Annotated in this window: 14 protein-coding genes and 1 tRNA gene; 3 read left to right on the top strand and 12 right to left on the bottom strand. The window is 39.6% G+C overall.

The genetic code is table 11. The features are described from left to right. Window positions 1-2: 2 nt before the first annotated feature. Window positions 3-584 carry a dephospho-CoA kinase gene (gene coaE / locus ACE1EF_RS04950; RefSeq protein ID WP_375719513.1) on the top strand — a complete coding sequence of 194 codons (582 nt, stop codon included), beginning with the start codon at window positions 3-5 and terminating at the stop codon, window positions 582-584. Between the two features lie 159 nt (window positions 585-743). On the opposite strand, the gene ACE1EF_RS04945 is transcribed toward coaE, so the two are convergent. Beyond that, window positions 744-1,952, bottom strand: coding sequence for an outer membrane protein assembly factor BamB family protein (locus ACE1EF_RS04945; RefSeq protein ID WP_375719512.1), 1,209 nt, complete (start codon window positions 1,950-1,952; stop codon window positions 744-746). A gap of 410 nt (window positions 1,953-2,362) precedes the next feature. Between ACE1EF_RS04945 and ACE1EF_RS04940 the strand changes: the two genes are divergently transcribed. After that, window positions 2,363-3,181 (top strand): hypothetical protein, encoded by an 819-nt coding sequence (locus tag ACE1EF_RS04940; RefSeq protein WP_375719511.1) that lies wholly within the window; start codon window positions 2,363-2,365, stop codon window positions 3,179-3,181. Between the two features lie 160 nt (window positions 3,182-3,341). Here ACE1EF_RS04940 and ACE1EF_RS04935 read toward each other — a convergent pair whose 3' ends face one another. The 3 genes from ACE1EF_RS04935 to ACE1EF_RS04925 all read right to left on the bottom strand — a co-directional run bounded on the left by ACE1EF_RS04935 (window position 3,342) and on the right by ACE1EF_RS04925 (window position 7,151). Beyond that, the gene (locus tag ACE1EF_RS04935; RefSeq protein WP_375719510.1) at window positions 3,342-4,412 is read right to left on the bottom strand and encodes an NAD-dependent epimerase/dehydratase family protein; all 1,071 of its coding nucleotides are present in this window, start codon (window positions 4,410-4,412) and stop codon (window positions 3,342-3,344) included. A gap of 243 nt (window positions 4,413-4,655) precedes the next feature. Beyond that, on the bottom strand, window positions 4,656-5,459 hold the full coding sequence (locus tag ACE1EF_RS04930) for a DUF4382 domain-containing protein (protein ID WP_375719509.1): 804 nt from the start codon (window positions 5,457-5,459) through the stop codon (window positions 4,656-4,658). Window positions 5,460-5,663: 204 nt separating this feature from the next. Next, window positions 5,664-7,151 (bottom strand): S10 family peptidase, encoded by a 1,488-nt coding sequence (locus ACE1EF_RS04925; RefSeq protein ID WP_375719508.1) that lies wholly within the window; start codon window positions 7,149-7,151, stop codon window positions 5,664-5,666. Window positions 7,152-7,509: 358 nt separating this feature from the next. Here ACE1EF_RS04925 and ACE1EF_RS04920 point away from each other — a divergent pair. Then, a tRNA-Arg gene (locus ACE1EF_RS04920) sits at window positions 7,510-7,583 on the top strand. Between the two features lie 516 nt (window positions 7,584-8,099). On the opposite strand, the gene ACE1EF_RS04915 is transcribed toward ACE1EF_RS04920, so the two are convergent. The 8 genes from ACE1EF_RS04915 to ACE1EF_RS04880 all read right to left on the bottom strand — a co-directional run bounded on the left by ACE1EF_RS04915 (window position 8,100) and on the right by ACE1EF_RS04880 (window position 19,006). Next, a complete protein-coding gene (locus tag ACE1EF_RS04915; RefSeq protein WP_375719507.1) occupies window positions 8,100-9,575 on the bottom strand; it encodes an MFS transporter in 1,476 nt (491 codons plus the stop codon). 541 nt (window positions 9,576-10,116) lie between these two features. Continuing rightward, the gene (locus tag ACE1EF_RS04910; protein WP_375719506.1) at window positions 10,117-10,728 is read right to left on the bottom strand and encodes a hypothetical protein; all 612 of its coding nucleotides are present in this window, start codon (window positions 10,726-10,728) and stop codon (window positions 10,117-10,119) included. 271 nt (window positions 10,729-10,999) lie between these two features. Continuing rightward, on the bottom strand, window positions 11,000-11,767 hold the full coding sequence (locus ACE1EF_RS04905) for a LytR/AlgR family response regulator transcription factor (RefSeq protein WP_375719505.1): 768 nt from the start codon (window positions 11,765-11,767) through the stop codon (window positions 11,000-11,002). Between the two features lie 10 nt (window positions 11,768-11,777). Further along, window positions 11,778-13,694: a sensor histidine kinase gene (locus ACE1EF_RS04900; protein WP_375719504.1), complete on the bottom strand. Its 1,917-nt coding sequence runs from the start codon at window positions 13,692-13,694 to the stop codon at window positions 11,778-11,780. A gap of 497 nt (window positions 13,695-14,191) precedes the next feature. After that, on the bottom strand, window positions 14,192-15,349 hold the full coding sequence (locus ACE1EF_RS04895; protein WP_375719503.1) for a right-handed parallel beta-helix repeat-containing protein: 1,158 nt from the start codon (window positions 15,347-15,349) through the stop codon (window positions 14,192-14,194). A 142-nt stretch (window positions 15,350-15,491) separates the two neighbouring features. Further along, entirely contained in the window at window positions 15,492-16,337 is an 846-nt protein-coding gene (locus ACE1EF_RS04890; protein WP_375719502.1) for a helix-turn-helix domain-containing protein, read from the bottom strand. 138 nt (window positions 16,338-16,475) lie between these two features. Further along, entirely contained in the window at window positions 16,476-17,303 is an 828-nt protein-coding gene (locus ACE1EF_RS04885; RefSeq protein ID WP_375719501.1) for an alpha/beta hydrolase, read from the bottom strand. A gap of 23 nt (window positions 17,304-17,326) precedes the next feature. Then, entirely contained in the window at window positions 17,327-19,006 is a 1,680-nt protein-coding gene (locus ACE1EF_RS04880; protein WP_375719500.1) for an ArnT family glycosyltransferase, read from the bottom strand. Window positions 19,007-19,019: the final 13 nt, after the last annotated feature.

Below are 19,019 nucleotides of genomic sequence, written 5' to 3'. Positions count from 1 at the left end.
GTATGTTAAAGGTAGGCATCACCGGTGGAATTGGGGGTGGTAAAAGTACAGTCTCCAAAATCATACAGTTGTTCGGTTATCCGGTTTACAATGCAGACAGCCGCGCTAAATACCTGATGAATCACGATGATCATCTGAAGCAACAGATTATCGGCCTGTTTGGCGCTGAAGTTTATGTTACCGGTGAACTGAACCGAAAACTGGTTGCGGCAAAAGTGTTTTCCGATCCGGATCTCTTGAAGCAAATGGAGCATTATGTGCATCCCGCAGTATACAGGGATTTTGAGCGCTGGAGCGCAGAACAGACTTCCGGAATTGTGTTTAAAGAAGCTGCCATTTTATTTGAAAGCGACGGACATTTAACCGTGGATCGTGTGATTTGTGTGACAGCACCACTAGAAACCCGTATCAAAAGAGTTATTCATCGTGATCATCTTACAAGAGATGAGGTGCTGAAAAGAATGAATAATCAGTGGCCGGATAAGAAAAAAATTGAACTTTCCGATTATATCGTCTATGCCGATGATGAGCATTCGGTCATTAAGCAGGTAGATGAGATACTGAAAAACCTTAAAAAGTCGTGAGCAGTGAATCGTGAATCGATCAGATAATAACTGCCGAAAGTCATAAGTTATAATTCCTATTCATTGTTGACCGGCAAAAAATCAATTTTCCTTAATGATTCTTCACTTCATTTTACTATAATCAGAATTTCCGAAGCTTTAACCGAACTATTGTAATTCCTAATTAGTTACATCGTGAATCCAGATCCGATCGTTATACCGGATAAATAGTTTTTTATGATCGATTACCGGATGTGCAAAGGCGTAAATAATATTTTCCGCAGGAATCATAAAACGGCTTTTGATGGTAAATCCGTTTTTGTCCGGTATGGCCAGAGCCACTTCACCGGTTTCGGTAAACATAAAGAATTTTCCATCTGCCATAACAAATGATCCTGGTTTGAGGTCGCGGCTTTCAAAGAGAGTTTCGCCACTATTCCAATCCACGCCCATCCATTGTTTCTTCCTGTCGGAGGTGCCGAATATTGTTCCGTCAACGATTATCATACCACTTAATTTGCAGTCAAAATCTGAATTTTGCCACAATGTATCCAGTTTGTGATTTACATCATCGGTGTTAAACATGACAGAACCTTCACCGTAGCCGGAAGAATAAAACACTTGGTTATCAGCATACATTGGTGCCATTGGATGATTGCCTCTCCGGTCTGTTAATCCATGTTTAATATAAACAGATCCATCTTCGGGCTTTAGCATCAGCAGATTGTTGCTGGTATTCATCATGATAAGGTCCATGTTCTGATGCCGGATCAGAACCGGAGAACAGTAGGCATTGGTTGTATTTTCTATCGGACTGGTCCATATAAGTTCACCGCTCTTTTTAGATAAAGCCACCACGTTGTAGCCGTTGCCACCGGGTGTCAGAATCAGTTTGTCCCCGTAGATCAGGGGCGATTCCGTGTAACCCCACTTGATGGGTTCGCCACCGTAAAGTTCAAATATATTTTTATGCCAGAGTACTTTCCCGTTCTTTACATTCACACATATAACATCCCCAAACGTACCCGAATAATAAAGCTTTCCATCTTCTATGGTCGGCGTTCCCCGTGAACCCAGAAACCGGTTGGTATATTCCGGACCATAGGCTGTCTGCCACATTTTTTCTCCTTCGGGACTATAAGCAAACACATAACCTGTAGTATCGATCATACCTGCCACAAAAATGCCGTCAGGAGTTATCGTTGGAGATCCATAACCTAAACCGCAGCCTTCGATGGTCATTACAAGCGGTGGAACAGAATCCCACTGACTGGCCAGGTTTTTATCAGGATAAATACCATCACGATGGGTTCCCCGCCATTGATAGATTTGTGCACTGGCTGAAAAAAACGTGATAATCAGGATGAAAAGTGAGGTCAGTGTCTTCATATCATATTGTTTTAGTGGGATATAAAGATAGTAATTTATAGATACAAGACACAAGAATCTAGACACAAGATGTAAGACACAAGAATCAAGACGCAAGAATCAAGACACAAGATTCAAGACACAAGGATCAAAACACATGTGGATTCCCAAAATAAGTTGACCGTTTTAGGTTAATACTTCGTTGTTTAACTGTTCATCCCTAATTCTTCACCTGTAACCCGTCATTTGTAACCCGTCACGTGTAACCCGTCACCTGTAACCCGTCACCCGGTAACCCTGAATCGTTGGCCGTATTTCGTGAGGGGGTAGCTTTAACTTATAACTAACAACTTACAACTTATTACTTACAACTAAGTTCATATAATTTAGTAGGGAATATTTCGTTACTTTTGCAGAAACAGATTTACATTATGAAATATATTTCTCCGTTTTTACTTTTAGTGCTTGTCATTCTCATGTCTTCATGCGGCCCGTCGGATCAGGAGTTGGCGCAGAAAAAACTGGATTATGCTATTCACTTACTGGATAGTAATCAGTTTAACAAAGCCAAACTGGTGATTGATACCCTGAGTGAGGAGTTTCCGGGGGAGAAAGGAAAAATTGAAGAGGGGCGCAAATTACTGAACAGGGTTGAACTGAAAGAGCAGATGAGCAGCCTGGCATTTTATGACAGCATGATGATTGTGCGTAAAAAGGATTTTGAAGATCTTAAAAAGAACTTTGTTTTTAAACCGGGACCCGGTGAGGGCTACGTGGGTACCTATGTGCACAAGCGGCAGCAGGTAGCCAATTCATATGACCGGACCTTTATAAAAGCAGTGGTAGATGAAAACGGTGATTTTTACATTGAAAGTAAATATCATGGTAACAGCTTTATCAATCATGATGCGGTTAAAATTTATGATGAGGGCATATATGCTGAAACACTTCCTGTTCCTGTTGGAATCAATAACCGGCGTTTTGAGGATGGAGAAGAAAAGTGGGAGAGTGTAAACTATAAGGGGGAATATGATAACGGTGCAGCCCTGTTTATTGCAAACAATGCTGAAAAACGATTAAAGGCCATGTATAAAGGTGGAAAACCATATTATATCGTACTTGAAAAATACGATAAAGAAGCGGTGCGTAATGCCTATGGATTATCAGAAGTCATTACAGAAATGCGTCAGCTTGAAACCAGCATAAAAACAACCGAAGAAAGGATAGACGAGCTGAAAAAGAATATTTAATTGAAAGTCAAAGGTAAAAAGTAGTCAGTAAAAAGATCTTTTTGCCTTAAAGTATAGACCTTTTTTAACCACTTTTCACCTACCTCCACGTTTTAAATTCGGGAAGGATTTATCGCTTACCCAAAAGAAGTTTAATGCCTGATCCTCTTTTGTATGATATCTATGACGCTTTTTTAATCATACCGGAATCAATCATCAATTGAAATGAATCTTCCATGGTTTCCTTTACGGAACGGAATTTAATGCCCAGGTCTCGTTTTATTTTTGTATTATCGGCTTTAAACGGTACATTCACATTATTTCTGACGTAACGTCTCGAAAACAGCTTATTCACAAACGGACCCACAAGTAGCAGCAACCATTTTGGCAGTGGTTTTTTAGGTATCGGATATTTATCACCGTATTTCGGGATAAGCGTCAATGCCATATCCAGAATATCTGAATTATGTCCGGAGGTAATATACCGGCCTTTGGCATTCGGGTTAAAGCCGGCCTGAAAATGTGCTTCAGCCACATCTCTTACATCTACCACACCAATACCCATGCGTGGAGCGCCCATTTTCATGGTGCCATCACCAAGTTGTTTCAGAATGTTGTAACTCTCAGAGGTGACGGTATCCGGATTCAGGGCAGGCCCCAGTACAAAACTAGGATTAATGGTTACCAGTTCCCACTGGTTCTGCTTTTTGTAAATTTCCCAGGCTTTCTTCTCTGCCAGTGTTTTAGAATAGGAGTAAGGCTGATAGTCCAGTGATGCGGTGGTATTCCATACTTCTTCGGTCAGAACCCCATCCGGAGCACGCTGACAATCAATGGCATCAGTATATATTGCTGCACAACTGCTGGTGACAACCACCCGTTTTACCGAAGGCGTTTTACCGGCCTGCTCCAACACATTTACTGTTCCTTTAACTGCCGGATCAATCAGTTGTTTTTGTGGATCATTAACATTGCTTGTAAAGGGAGATGCGGTATGGAAAACCACGGCACAGCCTTTCATTGCTTCTGCATAGGAACCGGGTTCAAGCAGATCGGATTTAAAATACTTTATTTTACCGGGGGAATTTTTGGCAAGGTCGTCAAGGTGAGCCAGTTTGCTTTTGTCCGACGGATTTCTGACTGCTGCATGAACTGTAAGGCCGACCTCAAGTAAACGTTTAACCAGCCACCCGGCTACATACCCTGTAGCACCAGTGACCAGTACGGGATTCTTTATATCCATTTTTTCCATATTTCTGTATTTTATGATATAACACGTTTAATGAGCTAATACAAAAAATGCAGTGCTAATGTTCACCTGAGGATATTAAATATTATTAAATGATGAGGTTATCACATTCTGAATAAAAAGGTTCCCCTCATTAACAGAAACTGTAAAACTGCTAATAAGGGGAATGCCAAAGAGGGGGTTTTCCTGGCAGAATTAATCTGCCGGGGCTGTTTATCTTACTTTTAGTTTAAAACACTCTGAATTTTAGTGTATAGATATTTCAACAAGACCCAGATCGGTAACAATACCTTTATCCACACCTACAGTGGGCAGCAAGGTGTCGTTTAATCCGGAAGAGGCTCCGGGATCAATGTATACAGAATAGATTTCCGGTGAGAGCCCTTTAATGATAAATTCACCATTCGTATCGGTGAAGGTACTGATGCTGTCACCATTTAAAACCGCATAAACTGCATAGATAACTGAATCCGGTTGCAAGCGGCCCTTCAGCGTTCCGGTGGTTTGCTCCATCAGTGTTCTTAAAACAGGTTTTAATATGTATTTACCGGAGTTTCCGGCAGAGATCACAGATTTAGCTGCATCAAAATCCAGTACAATATGGTAGGTAAGATCAGGTTCGAGAAACTGATCGATATCAAGTTTTAAACCGGACTGTTGTGCACCCGGAGTATCCATATGGATGGAGTCTCCGTCTGTAACCAGGTAATTATCAGGACCTAATAGTAACCTGATTTGTGACAGATAACCCGAGGGAATTTCATTCTCTCCCAGAAGGGTATCCACACCGTTGGTCAGTTTCAGAAGGTCGTATATTCCTGCCTGAATATCCGGTAGTGTTATCCATCCCGAATCGGCTTCGGTGACTGAATGGACCATGATGCCCTGGATATCTACATAAACGGCTTCGTAATCTCCGGGTGAGTCAGCGAGTGTGACTTTTAGCTTGCTGGTGGAAGGACTGTAATTCTCCAGGTTTTTATCACAGGAAACAAAGCTTAATCCCATGAAAACAAGTGCTAAACCCCAATACGTTGTCTTTTTAAACATGGCAATCCGGTTTACGTTAATTACATTCTAAAGACAAATGAGATCAGGTATATACGTACTAAAATATTAAAATATTGTAATTAATATGTTTTAATAATATTAAACAATGATATAATAAATATTTAGTTCTTGATTTGGAATGATATAATTAATAATTAAAGTGTGAATAATGCTCTGAAGAAATTCTGATGACTATGATGTATTTCAGTATTTTGCCGGTTTTTTATTCACCTCAGATTCTTCGATAAATGAACGAATATCGCTGGTGGCTTTCTTTAAATCTTCCTGCCTGACGTACATCATGTGCCCGCATTCGTAGGTTTTAAAAGACATTCTGTCTTTCATTTTACCAGCAGGGTCCAGTTGCCACATCATATATTTGGTTTTAAAGTAGGTGGTTGCACCATCGAAATAACCGGCCTGAAACATGACGTTTAAATACGGATTATTGGCCATAGCCTGGCGCAGCTGATCACGTGTATGGTTCTCCCGCAGATCCCATGATTTGATAGGAACAAGCATGTTGTATTTGACATCGGTTTTAAAGTTCAGGTCTTCAGCTATGTAATAATTGAGGGCAGGCGTAAAAGCGTGCATCCAGGCCGACATTTCGGCGTTGTAATCGGGACTGTCACCAGCTTCGGATTTATCAAGTCCCAGGTAACGGGAATCCAGTCTTCCGGTTGAATAGCCATTTTTATCGCGCAGCAATTCTTTCCAGAAATACGGCGTGGGAATGTCCAGGTTGTTTTGCAAAATAAACGTCTGTGATAAGCCGGAATAATAAGCCATTTTTTTGGCGATGGCATTCTTTTCTGTTTCACCGATGAATCCGCCTTTGGCCAGGGCCGGCATCAGCTCATTGAGGGTAAAGGCTTCCACTTCGGGCAGAATTTCCTCTAAGGTCTTTTGCTGCAATACATCCGGAAGCACCTTATGGTACCATGCTGCAGCTGTAAAATAAGGGAAATTCAAGGTAGATACCAATGGACGGTCCGTCATCAGTGAGTTAAAGTCCGCCGGTGATACCAGGATCACACCGTTAAGGTACATCCATTGCTTATCCTGAAGTTCCAGTGCCAGACCCGAAACACGCGTGCCGCCATAACTTTCACCAATAAGATATTTGGGCGATAGCCAGCGTTCATTTCGCGTAACAAAGGTATTCAGCCATTCAGCCAGGTATTTGATGTCAGCGTTCACCCCGAAAAAGAGTTTGTTGTTCTTTTCCTTGTCAGCTTCATTCAGCGGCCTGGAATAGCCCGTCTGAACCGGGTTTACATACAGAATATCTGTGACATCGAGCACCGAATACGGATTTTCGTGCAGGCCGTAGGGTTGAACCGGGTAGCCTTCCGGATCAAGATTCAGCTGCATGGGCCCCGTATACCCAATCTGCATCCATACTGATGCTGATCCGGGACCGCCGTTAAAGGAGATCATCAGCGGACGTTTGGCGTAGTCGGTAACGCCGGACTTTTTATAATACGTGTAACTGAGCGTGGCTATGGGATTCCCGTCTTCATCCCACAAGGGTTGCATGCCGGTAACGGCAGTATAAGCCATTTTTTGCCCGTTGATGGTTGTAGTATGTTGCGTTACCACCATGGTATCGACCGGTATTTTTAACTTTTGTGCGTTCAGTAACGGAAGTGAGAGAATCAGAAGGAAAAGAAGCGTTAGTTTTTTCATTGTGTGTAAATTTATGTATGCACAACAAGTTTTACCGGTTGAAAGTTTGCCGGTATATGTTGTGTTTGTGCGTTTCAGGATTAAAAGTGATGAAGAATCAAGCTTTTTACCTTTAATCACTGAAGGGAAACCTTGATTTTTCAGTATTTACCCTTCCGGAATGTAGAAAATTGTATACTGGTTTAACAGAACGGATTTTTTTCTTTGTGCTCAATTTCAAAATATATATATTTGCACCGCTCAAATAAAAATGCTTAGACGAAAGTATTTTAGCAAGGAATGGTTCCGTAGCTCTCCCGAAGGTTCGGGAGGATAGAGCATCTGAAAAGAGATTCAGATTTTAAAAATATAACTTACTGGTTCCGTAGCTCAGCTGGATAGAGCATCTGCCTTCTAAGCAGAGGGTCGTGGGTTCGAATCCCGCCGGAATCACTAAGAACGTAAAACCCAACGCATTAATGTGTTGGGTTTTTTATTTCAAGCAACACGAAAATTTATTTTCAGTGTTGCGCAGAAATAAAAAAACATAACCGCATAGCGGTTGGTTTTACGTTCGGAATTCGGATCACTGTGGGATCATGAAATAATCTGACAATACAGAGCCGTAGCAAGGACGCTATGGTTAACTATGAAACTTTAGATGTTCAATCACACCTTCTGTGTGGTTATTCGCTGTGCTCATCAGCCTGACATTGCATGTCAGTCTGAAATCGCTAAGGCTTTCAGCCTTTGGTTTAACATGCAAAGTTGTTACGTTTCGGTCCAACGGACTCGTAGCAAAAGTCAGGTGCAAGTCACCGGAGTAAAAGTATTAAGGGCGAAATCCAAAGTAAATTCATCGGATGACTCCGAGTCATCCGATGAATCTGTTAAACGTTAAAATCAAACGACGGGAGAAAAATATACCGTAGCGAGGATATTATTCTTCGTTTTTTCGCAAAACGAATTTTATTTTAATTTCGCCTCTTTGGGCCTGATTACCAATCTGTCGTAAATTATTAAAGCTAAGATAGTAACAATACCAATCCCTGTAATTACATACCAAATTTTATTTGGCTGATAGTGATCCCACAGAAATTGTGTCATTTCATTTTGTGTCATTCCCAGTTTCTGAGAAGCGGATGCGAAGTAATCGTTTTTTGTAAAAGTCTGGGTTATTTCGGGCATAGCAATCCCTCTGTTTGCCACTTCTGATTGCAGCAAGCTTAATTTATCAGACCATGCCTCGTAAAGATTACCTGAAACAAATGTTGTTAAGAAATTACCCAGAAAAACCGGCAGGAAATAAGTACCCTGATACAAGGCTTCTTTTCCTTTTGGAGATATCAATGCGATAAATGAGGAGAATGTTGGATTCGTCATCATTTCCCCAATGGCAAAAATCATTATTCCCAGTATGGTATAAAAACCATTCCCTGTATAGAATGTAATCCCAATCCCTATTGCGGCAATAAAAAATCCCGTTATCATTGCACTTACATGACGCATTTTTAACACAAAATACGATACGATTAACTGGAACAATATGATAGAGCCTGCATCCAGGTTAATTAGCATCTCCGGTTTAACTGAATCACCGCCTCCGCTCATGGCGTTGGCAATCCATGGAGAGATCTGTGCAATCGAGTCATGCAGTGCTTTGGTATTAACCCAATCTTCAATAAAAGTTGGCAGGGTATAGAACAGTTGATTAAACATTGTCCAGAAACCAACCATGATAATAAGCAAAACGGAAAGACGGCTGTCTTTAACGGCTTCCCAGATTTTAACCAGGGAACTTTTAATGGCTTCTGAGATTGTTTCTGTATTTTTCTCCCTGTCCTTTTCTTTATAAAAAAGTAAAACGATTACCAGGTTTAATGCAATAACAGTAGCTGCCTGAATAAATATTAATTTCCAACCAAATTGAGTACGCAGGGTTGATGAGAGAGCTGGTCCTACAAAGCCACCGATATTGACCATCATGTAAAAAATCCCAAAACCCAGGGTAGAATTAGACTCATCGGTGTTTTTGGTTACAATAGCAGACGCAACAGGTTTAAACATGGCAGCCCCTACAGCTACCCACAAAAACACAATAAAAACCATGGCATATGATTGCACTTCGCCCATTACATAATATCCGGAAATCAATAATACATACGCGATTATTAACGATATCTTATAACCAATTTTATCTGCTATGACCCCGGTAAACAATGGCAATAAATACAGAATTGCAGTTACAATTCCCATGATTTGTCCTTTCTCAATATGTGAAAGTCCCAGTCCACCTTCGTCTGTTGATCCGGTTAAATAAAGTGCCAGAACTGCAAATAGTCCGTACCAGGCCCAACGCTCAAGTAGTTCCATCATGCTTGCAATCCAGAATCCTCCTTTAAAAGATTTTATAACACCAAAAAACGATTTCTTGCCTGTGCTCATGTTTATTTAGTTTTTATTGTTAGTCCTTTATCTCAACTCTTGTATTATAAAGTTGATTCTTTGAATTCATCCATTTTTTTACTGCATGTCAGAGTATCAAACACAATTGGTATATATCTGTATAAAATTGGTTAATATTTTATGAAAATGCAATTTATCGAGGCCCGGATTTATGCATTCACACCTTCAGTGTGGGTATTTGCTTTGCTCATCAGCCTGACATTGCATGTCAGGCTGAAATCGCTAAGGCTTTTAGCCTTTGGTTTAACCTGCAAAGTTGTTACGTTTCGGTCCAACAGACTCGTAGCAAAAGTCAGGTGCAATGCACCGGAGTAAAAGTATTAAGGGCGAAATCCAGAGTAAATTCATCGGATGACTCCGAGTCATCCGATGAATCTGTTAAATGCAGTGCCGGTTGCAGGCATGAGTCGTGGTTCAGCCTGTAGGGCTGAAAGAAATCCTCACTCCTGATAATTCCGATAGCTATCGGAAGGGACACTTCCTTTTAAAGAGGAGATAATAGTGTGTAGCTCTAAACGTTTTATCCGACACCGAACATGAATTTCAAACCAAGCAACAGACCTCCGGGTTGTGCTAAATTCATAGCCTGTTTGCCTGTGTCACTTAACTGATAATAGCTGTCATGCAGGGTATATGCATTCGATTTTGTGTTGATGGAATAACCTAAGGATAATACGACCTTGGATGATTTTCCAACTCTGATATTATAGGAGTAAACCAAATCGATACTCAAAACCGGAAGAAGATCCATTTCCAGTTCAACCATTTCATCATCCGGTTCAACCGGTAATTCGCTTGTAAAGTTGTCCATTCCGGTTGCATAGCTGACGCCAAGACTAAAGCATGATTTATAGCCGGCTTCTTTTGTATAAAAGTTCAGACTGCCACGCAATTTATAGCCCCAGCTACCAATTCCGGCGGAGGCACCAAATGAATTCTTTCCGCCTACAGGAAGTTCCATGGCGAGTCCCAGAATACCCATTTCATTTAGTCCGCCTCCAACTCCTATAAACACGGCAGGCGTATGGGGTGCTTCACTTGTTGTAACCTGTGATTGAAGACCAATAAAGGAACAGCTGAACAATAGGATGATAATTACTCTTAATGGCTTACGGTTCTGTGACTTTTTCATTTGAAGTTATATTAGAGAGTTTAAAGTGAGTACATTTTTTGAGGTATATAAAATTAAGACAATTTTGTTGAACGATAATATTTTATTCAGGTTTTGTTGTTGGAAATAAGAAGGTTAAATGCGATATAAATTAAGACAATGGGAGTTGAAACTGAATGAAAATTTTGACGTTTATATCAGCAACATCTTCAGTGTGGATATTCGCTATTCTTAGCAGTCCGACAGCATAAAATCCTCTTTCGTTGGAAATGAAGGGGAATTTTGGTTGACATCAATAATTCATCCAGGATTTAATCTGTGTTTGAAAACTTCGGCCGGAAATAATCTTTGTTTTTGGGTTATCATTCATTAAAATGGCATACCGGCTGTTAAAGTGCACCTGTACTTCCTGCACATAATGCTTATTGATGATAAAAGAACGGTGGACTCTCAGAAAATTTTCAGGAAGATCCTGATCCAGCTGAACGAGCGATTTCTCAATTATTTTTTCTTCACCGTTTTTTAGATATAAGCTTACATATTTATCCGCGGCTTTGAAATATGCAATATCGCTTAACCTGTAAAACTGAATTTTGTTATTCTGACGTACGGTAATGGAAGTCATTTCCTTTTTAGGTGAAACGGCGGATATCTGTTCCAGCAGTTTCATTAATTCGTTTCTGTCCGGTTGAGAAGTGAGTGAATTTAGTTTTTTTACAGTTTGTTCTAAGCGCTCTTTTTTGACCGGTTTAAGCAGATAATCAATGCTGTTGGTCTCAAATGCTTTCAATGCATACTGGTCGTAGGCGGTACAAAATACAATCAACGGAATCTTTTGTAATGCTTTAATCAGATCAAAACCTGTTATTTCAGGCATTTGGATGTCAAGAAAAATTAAATCCGGTTCAAGCGAATTTATTAAATCGATGGCTTCCACTGCATTTTGAGTTGTACCGGCTATCCTGAATGTAGAAGGAAAATCACTCACCAGTTCCTTTAACCGCTGAATTGCCGCGGGTTCATCATCTACAATAATACACGAGTATGTTTTTGTATTCATTATGATCGGGTTATTTTAAAGGTATGGTTATTTGGATAAATTTTCGCGGTTCGTTTTCCCAATGCATTGAAGCCCGTGATTCGTAGGTTAGCTCAAGAATGTCGAATACACTCTGAAGTCCATAGCCGCTTACCAGTCCTTCATCAAATGCGGGTCCGTTATCGGCAATTTCAATGAGTAGGTCATCCTTATCCCTGCGGACGGAAATCCCAATATTTCCTGCTCCGTTTATTTTGGATATACCATGCTTCACAGCGTTTTCCACCAGGGGCTGAATGATGTATTTGGGGATTAATACGTCGTTTAAATCCTGATCCACATTTATGGTAAAGGTCATCCGCTGACCAAAACGAATTTTTTCGATATTCAGGTAGGTTTCAACCATCATCATTTCCTCTTTTACACTACTCAGCTGTTCCCCGTTCCTGTTGATGGTGTAGCGGAACAAATCTGACAGGGATAAAGCCATTTGTTCTGTTTTATCAGGATTGCTATGCGCCAGTCCGGCAATAGTGTTCAGTGAATTGTATAAAAAATGCGGGTTGATCCGGGAATGCAAAGCCTGTAGCTCTGCCTGTGATTTTTGCTCTTTTAGCCGGCTGATTTCCACTTCTTTTTCTTTAAGCTTTAAGTCTGATATGTTATTTAAAAAGAGCCATATTCCACGGGCAGCTGAAAACGTAATACCCCAAGTTAACACCTTGGCAAGAAGACCTGCCAGATGAATATGAGTTCCTGTGAGAAGTATAAGAGATAATATTGTTGTTACAATTAAAAATGGGAGCGTTAAAGCTTGAAATAAAACTTTTCTTTTTCTAAAAGCTTTAAGAGGTAGTAAATAGTTTTCAATAATGTAAAGGGTGAATGTAAAAAACGAAATTGAGATAATAAGGACAATGAAATTGTTAACTAAATAACCACTCAGTCTTGAGACGTGCCTGAAATCATTGTAGTTTTCTTTTCCAAAAGTAAATATCAATGGAATTTCGTTTAGAATCATAATTAGATAGAGAATAGCAAAAATGGTTAATCCAGGAAGTATGTAGCTTATTATTTTGCTTTTATAAGAACGAATAAATACAGGCTTTAAGAAAATCAGAAAAAGAATTAAGCCAATTATAAACGTTATTATCTTATATGAAAAACCACTTAGAAATTCATTAATGAAATATATATAATACTCCATCCAGGAATGGTATTCCAAAAAGTAATTTTTATATTGTTCGTTTATGTCCTGTGAATACAGCCTGGATAGCAGAAATTTGTCTACCTCTTTAAATTCAGTCCCCTTCGGATTAAAATCATAGGAGTTAAAAACGGCATGATCAATGTAGGTTTTAATAGTATTGCGGTTTCCGTTAAATGCGCAGAAGGATCTTAAAATGGCGTATCGGATATAGCGGATGCGTAGTGAATCTGTTGCAGCATCTTTGAAATCAAACAATATATTTTGCAGGTAAATTTCTGTTTGAAATTGCCCCTTAAACCCATCGTATTTTATGATATTTCCTGATTCGTCCTCAAATTTTTTTAATTCTCCGTTTGAAGAAAAGCTGAAGTTGTGAGTAGACCTGTTTAAGGAATCTCTTTTGGGAAAAAATAACCAGATATCAGGATTTCTGTCATTGGGTATCGTTGGAATCAAACCGATTTTCTTGGTCGTAATAAAGGGCTGAATTTCATTGATCAAATCCTTAACAATAGTGCTGTCCTCAGGAGTTGCATCTGACATGGTGATTCGGATGTCCTGATGGGGAAATTTAGCAAAAACCCTTACTTCAGGATTAAACAGGCGTTCACTCATAAAGTCCCAGTACTTTTTTTCTGTGGCTTTATCCAGATTCGAAAACTGGTCGTTGGCATGAACCGTTTGTCCCAGGAACAGTATTCCTGTAAGTAATAACAAAGTGAGGTGTCTTTTTTTCATTGCATTAAAATTATAATTTATTGTGTAAAAAAACACCGTATCTGTCAGTTATACTACATTTTTCCGATAAGCTGCGAAATAAGCCGATGAAATACAAAGGGCATCATCAGCCACACCTTCAGTGTGGGTATACGCTGTGCTCATCAGCCTGACATGCATGTCAGGCTGGAATCAGTAAGGCTTTCAGCCTTTGCTTTAACCTTTATAAGGTACAGTTTTAAGTCTGAAGGACTGCATGTACTAAACCCGGTACGTAGTGCCGGGTGATGGCCTGTGTAATGGTTCAGCCTGTAGGGCTGAATGAATAAAATACGCGGTATGGCTGTAAATGACGTTAAATACAAAAGCAAGAAAAACAGCAAAATCAGAACCGGAGTTTCAAAACCGGAATATTGCTAACTGCTCTGATGAAGCTTTAAAATAAGTTACCCGCAGAGGGAACACTGCGGGTAACGGGGATGTAAAGGTTTAACGTGGTAATTAATCTCTACAAACTCTTATTCCACCTTATAAATATCCGCATTATTGTTGTTGGAGAAGATATTATCATTCACATCCGGCGATAAATCATACCAAATATAGATGCCGTAACCTTCGTTCTCTCTGATTGTACAGTGAGATATACTCACTTTATCCGAATAGATATTTATTACAGCGTCTTCATCATCATCGTATGCGCCGGCACCATATTCCACAACCGCATAATTTAAACCGGATCCGGCAGATGTAAATTCACCGAACTGGATAAACTGCCAGTCACCTTTTGATGCTACCGATGCAGCAGACGTAAATATAACCGGTGAATCAGGTAAGCCATCGGCCAGAAACTTCCCGTTGGAATCATTCCCGTTAACAATAGCGCCGTAGGGATTAAATTTCACTACTGTTCCGGCATGAATGATAAAAACGGCATTGTTTCCATTGACTGATATCCAATCGTGAACAAAGAAAGGAACAGTCTGTGTTTTCCATTCTACATTGGTTTTAATTTCAGACTGTGTAACCAGGATGCCATAGTTTTTATTCGTTGTGAAGATGTTGTCAGCACCAATGGTTCCGGCAGCTGTTGCGGGCAGAACCATAAGATGTTTACCACAATCTTCAATCCGGTTATGTTCAAATGCCACAAATTCAGAATTGGTATTCAGATAGATGCCACAGTTATTAATGTGGCTGAACGTACAGTTGGTTATTTTCAGATCTGTATCATACAGTTCAACAAGACCTCCTTCGTCATCATATGCTGATGTTTGTCCCCCATACATAAATTTGCAGTAGCTTAGTTCGCTTTGAGTCGATGAATTTTGATCGTAAAAATATACGCCATCCCAGTCACCTGCCTCTGGATTAGAGGAAGCTGAAGTAAATATAATAGGTTTGTCAGCTGTTCCGATTGCTTTAAGTGAACCGTATTTCCCATTCCCGATGTTCAGAGAGGCATCTTCCTTAAATTTTATTACCGTTCCCGGTTCAATGATTAAATCTGAAATAATGTTTACATAACCTTCTACGGTCCATTCTTTGTCAGCTGTCAGGGTGGTAGGAGAGTTTACATCCTTAACAAGATTACCCGTAACGTTTACATTTTTTTCAACACAGGATGTGAACAGCGCAATGCTGCCTAAAAAAATCCAAATCAATAATTTCTGGTTCATAATTTAACATGTTTAATTGAATAATAGTGATTGTAAATTTTACAGTTTGAATATCCCAAACAGGAGTAACACTGTTAGCAGGCTAAAATTACGGGTTCAGAGTACCAATATATTGTAAAAAACGGACAATAATAACGGGGGATTAATCGGTAAGAAACGTCATTTCTTCAGATTTCAGATAGGAGATTAAATTCATATAGCTTCTGTCGCGCCTGTAAAGCATTTCCGGTGTTTCGCCTGTTACTGATTTAAAGTCTTTAATAAGATGAGCCTGGTCAGTATAACCACATTCTGCTACAAGCGATAACCATTCCGGTTTTGTATTCAGTGGCAGGTTCTGAATAATATGGGTGATCCGTGCGGTACGTGCCAGTTGTTTTGCAGATAAGCCGATTCGTTCCTTAAAAACACGCCTGAGGTACCGCTCATTTAAACCGTACTTATCGGTCAGGTCATGAATTTTAATATTGCCCTTTTTTTTCAGAAGATCGTCACAAATGATATCGACAATATGCCGTGGTTGTGCTGTTTCAATCAGTTTATTCTGAATAAAACTGTAAAGCGCTGCCACACGTTCATTTGCTGAGGATGTAGCCTTAAGTTTGTCATAAAATGCTTTTCCAATATATGGCATGGCATCTATGCAATAATTTTGGGTTAAATGATCCATGTCGGTACCGAAAATTCTGTAGAGTCCGTAAGGTTTACACATAATGACAATGCTGTCTACATCACCGATTGATTTCAGATACAAATATTGATTGATGTTAGCCGTAAAAAATGTTTTGGGCAAAACGGTCGGTTCAAGGTTTTTCCCTGATAACTCAAATGTCTCACGGAAATGTAATACCCATGAAGTGGTGCACTGCGGAATAAATTTATCGGTTAATGTTTCTCCATTCGTAATAAAGCTGAAAGTTATCATGTGAACCAGTACATCATTCAGATCTTTGGGTATAACATGCTCGGTAGAATAGGTGGTAATCATGGAACAAATATAATTCAAAAGCCTGTAAAAGATTACACGCAAATTAAATTATTTTGTGTATGTCAAAAAAAAATATTTTGGACTGTACTGCTTAATAACCTCCAACCATAATTCGGTAGATTATATAGCAGAGGAATATTATTTTCCTTCTTTAATTTTTGTTATTCTCTTCACTTCCTCAAGGACGAGGGGCAGAGCCGGTTCAACCATCATATGTGAATAGCCACCAAGTTCATATAGTCTTGCATCCGGATGTCCTACTACTTTCAGCATAGTCAGCATATACTCGTTTTCGGCGTATCGTGCAGGCATATCTTTATCGCGGTCACCCGTTATTAAAAGGATTGGCGGTGCATCCGGCCTTACATGATTAATGGGTGCCATATCATCTATTATGGGTTCAGTGGATGGAATACCCCTTTCCTTTCTTATCGTGAAGTGTGTGATGCACTGACCGCTTAGAGGTATTAGTCCGGCTATGTCATTGGCATCAATACCGAACTTAGCAAGCCATCGTTTATCCATTCCAACCATGCTGGCCAGATATCCACCTGCTGAATGCCCTGATACAAAGATAAGTTCCGGATCACCACCATATTCCGCAATATGATGAAAAGCCCAGCTCACAGCAGCTGCAGCATCTTCGACATAAGCCGGAGATTTTACCTTTGGAGAAAGCCGGTAATTCACTCCGATAACTGCTATACCTTTTTGCTTTAAACCTTCGGGAATTTCTTTCTGTCCAAATTCAAGGCCACCGCCATGAAACCAGACCACCACCGGAAATGCATTTAAACCGGAGGGATAATATAAATCCAGCACACACCGCTCTTTTTTATAGGCATCCTTTATGGTATCTGTGTTTTCGTAGTAAGGAATATCCTCAATACTTTTATAGGTAACTTCCTGTGCGACCAAGCAGGTCGCAATTAAGAAGAATACAATAAGTAAAGTATGTGTTTTCATGTCATTTACCAAATAAAGTCAGGCTATTGAATTTCCATCTCATATTTTCTGCTGATCTGTTGATCATAAAGATAACCAGTTTTGCAAACAAAACAACATGAATAGGTTCCCGGAGATAAGGACCTCAGGTCAATATTTGCGGTCAGATGCAGAAGTTGATCCGGTAACACCTGATCCGGTAACGATTTTAGTTTTAACGGTAAAATGACCGTTTTTTCCTTGTTTTCCAAAACAGCAGAAAAAACGACAGGAAAATCGGTTCTGTTAAATGAGACCGTTTTTTTGTAAGGATTAAGGAGGTCAAGTTTTAGTTCATTTTTTTGTTGACTGAGTATGGGGCTATCAGAAACCAGAGTACAGTTAATCTTACTGATCAGGGGGAATTTGTCAATCTTTTTATATAGAATTAATTCATTTTTACGTGTTATCAGACTATCAAAAAATGCTGATGGCCAGTTGCCGATTAATAATATATTCCGGTTGTCAAAATCATCTTCACAGTTCCATAGATCATACTGGTTCTTACGGTAATAGACATTGTTAAGTGACATGGCTTTTTTACCGGTGTAAAAGGTAAATTTGGCTGCCCGTTGATAGGAGTTTACGAAAACCACATTTCGTTCTTTTGCCAGCTTTTCTATGGCTGAATAATAGTCTCGTTTTTCTTTATGAAAATCAGTTTTTAAAGGTAGAGGAAGGATAATGATGACTCTGGCTAATAAAATAAGTCCGGCAGATATCAGGGTTATAAGTTTTAACTGTCTGCTGTATTTATTCTTGCCTGACAGAATAGTCATTAGAATAATAAGTAAAGGCACAGCTGCAAATGCTACCCAATGGGCTTCTGTTTTGCTTCGGAATGAATACAAAAAGAAGAACGTTATAAAAGCGATGAACAGTTTTTTCCAGAATAGCTCTGCATATTTAAAAAATCCAGAATCCCGGATGATAAGGATAATCAGAAAAAGAATGATAAGCGGATTCAGAATGCCAATGGTTCCGCCAAGATATTCAAGGACATGTTTTAACTGAAACGTTCCTTTTGTACGTTCAAATAAATGATAGTTAAAGGTTATAAAATCATGATCCATCTGCCAGAGTAAATGGGGTAACAGCAGAGCAGCAGCAATAAGACCTGAAATGTAAATGTGCGGTTTTCTCAATACATTAAGATTAAGGATCACACTCAACAGAATAATTATTCCACCATGGTATTTGGAATAGATGAGCGCTGCGGCAACTATTCCGAGCATCAGGGATGTGACAATATCAGCTTTTTGTAACAGTTTTCTGAATAGCAGAATGTAAAGTGTTCCAAAAAAAAGCAGTGGAACATCAGGTGTGCTTATAAAACCGTACATGTTAAAAACCGGAAAAGCCAGAACCAACAGGAAAAAAGTGTATGCCGAGTTCTTGTCCTGCCGTACCGGTTCAGGAATAAGTTTCCATATTAGCATTAAGGTGAGCGTTGAAAGCAGGACTGTCATGATCCTGAGCCCTGTTATCCCATTCATAAACAGAGAACCGGCATAAAGGATCCATGCCACCATGGGTGGATGATCAAAATAGCCCCAGGCCGGATTTTGAGCAAAGGTCATATAGTATGCTTCATCAGAGGAAACAGGTGTTACTATGGCCTGAATTAAATTGATGACAGCAAAAATCAACAACAACAGATAGAATCTTTTGCCGGATTGTCGCATTAAAAAGAGAGTA

This window comes from Quyinboa sediminis, assembly GCF_042219855.1.
Lineage (GTDB): Bacteria > Bacteroidota > Bacteroidia > Bacteroidales > UBA5342 > JBHJHP01.
Note: the sequence above shows the minus strand (reverse complement) of the source record. Positions and strands in the feature narration are given on the sequence as shown.

Bases quoted from the DNA above. Each gene is read 5' to 3' on its own strand.
- coaE (WP_375719513.1), top strand. From the start codon at position 3: ATGTTAAAGGTAGGCATCACCGGTGGAATTGGGGGTGGTAAAAGTACA.
- ACE1EF_RS04945 (WP_375719512.1), bottom strand. From the start codon at position 1,952: ATGAAGACACTGACCTCACTTTTCATCCTGATTATCACGTTTTTTTCA.
- ACE1EF_RS04940 (WP_375719511.1), top strand. From the start codon at position 2,363: ATGAAATATATTTCTCCGTTTTTACTTTTAGTGCTTGTCATTCTCATG.
- ACE1EF_RS04935 (WP_375719510.1), bottom strand. From the start codon at position 4,412: ATGGAAAAAATGGATATAAAGAATCCCGTACTGGTCACTGGTGCTACA.
- ACE1EF_RS04930 (WP_375719509.1), bottom strand. From the start codon at position 5,459: ATGTTTAAAAAGACAACGTATTGGGGTTTAGCACTTGTTTTCATGGGA.
- ACE1EF_RS04925 (WP_375719508.1), bottom strand. From the start codon at position 7,151: ATGAAAAAACTAACGCTTCTTTTCCTTCTGATTCTCTCACTTCCGTTA.
- ACE1EF_RS04915 (WP_375719507.1), bottom strand. From the start codon at position 9,575: ATGAGCACAGGCAAGAAATCGTTTTTTGGTGTTATAAAATCTTTTAAA.
- ACE1EF_RS04910 (WP_375719506.1), bottom strand. From the start codon at position 10,728: ATGAAAAAGTCACAGAACCGTAAGCCATTAAGAGTAATTATCATCCTA.
- ACE1EF_RS04905 (WP_375719505.1), bottom strand. From the start codon at position 11,767: ATGAATACAAAAACATACTCGTGTATTATTGTAGATGATGAACCCGCG.
- ACE1EF_RS04900 (WP_375719504.1), bottom strand. From the start codon at position 13,694: ATGAAAAAAAGACACCTCACTTTGTTATTACTTACAGGAATACTGTTC.
- ACE1EF_RS04895 (WP_375719503.1), bottom strand. From the start codon at position 15,349: ATGAACCAGAAATTATTGATTTGGATTTTTTTAGGCAGCATTGCGCTG.
- ACE1EF_RS04890 (WP_375719502.1), bottom strand. From the start codon at position 16,337: ATGATTACCACCTATTCTACCGAGCATGTTATACCCAAAGATCTGAAT.
- ACE1EF_RS04885 (WP_375719501.1), bottom strand. From the start codon at position 17,303: ATGAAAACACATACTTTACTTATTGTATTCTTCTTAATTGCGACCTGC.
- ACE1EF_RS04880 (WP_375719500.1), bottom strand. From the start codon at position 19,006: ATGCGACAATCCGGCAAAAGATTCTATCTGTTGTTGTTGATTTTTGCT.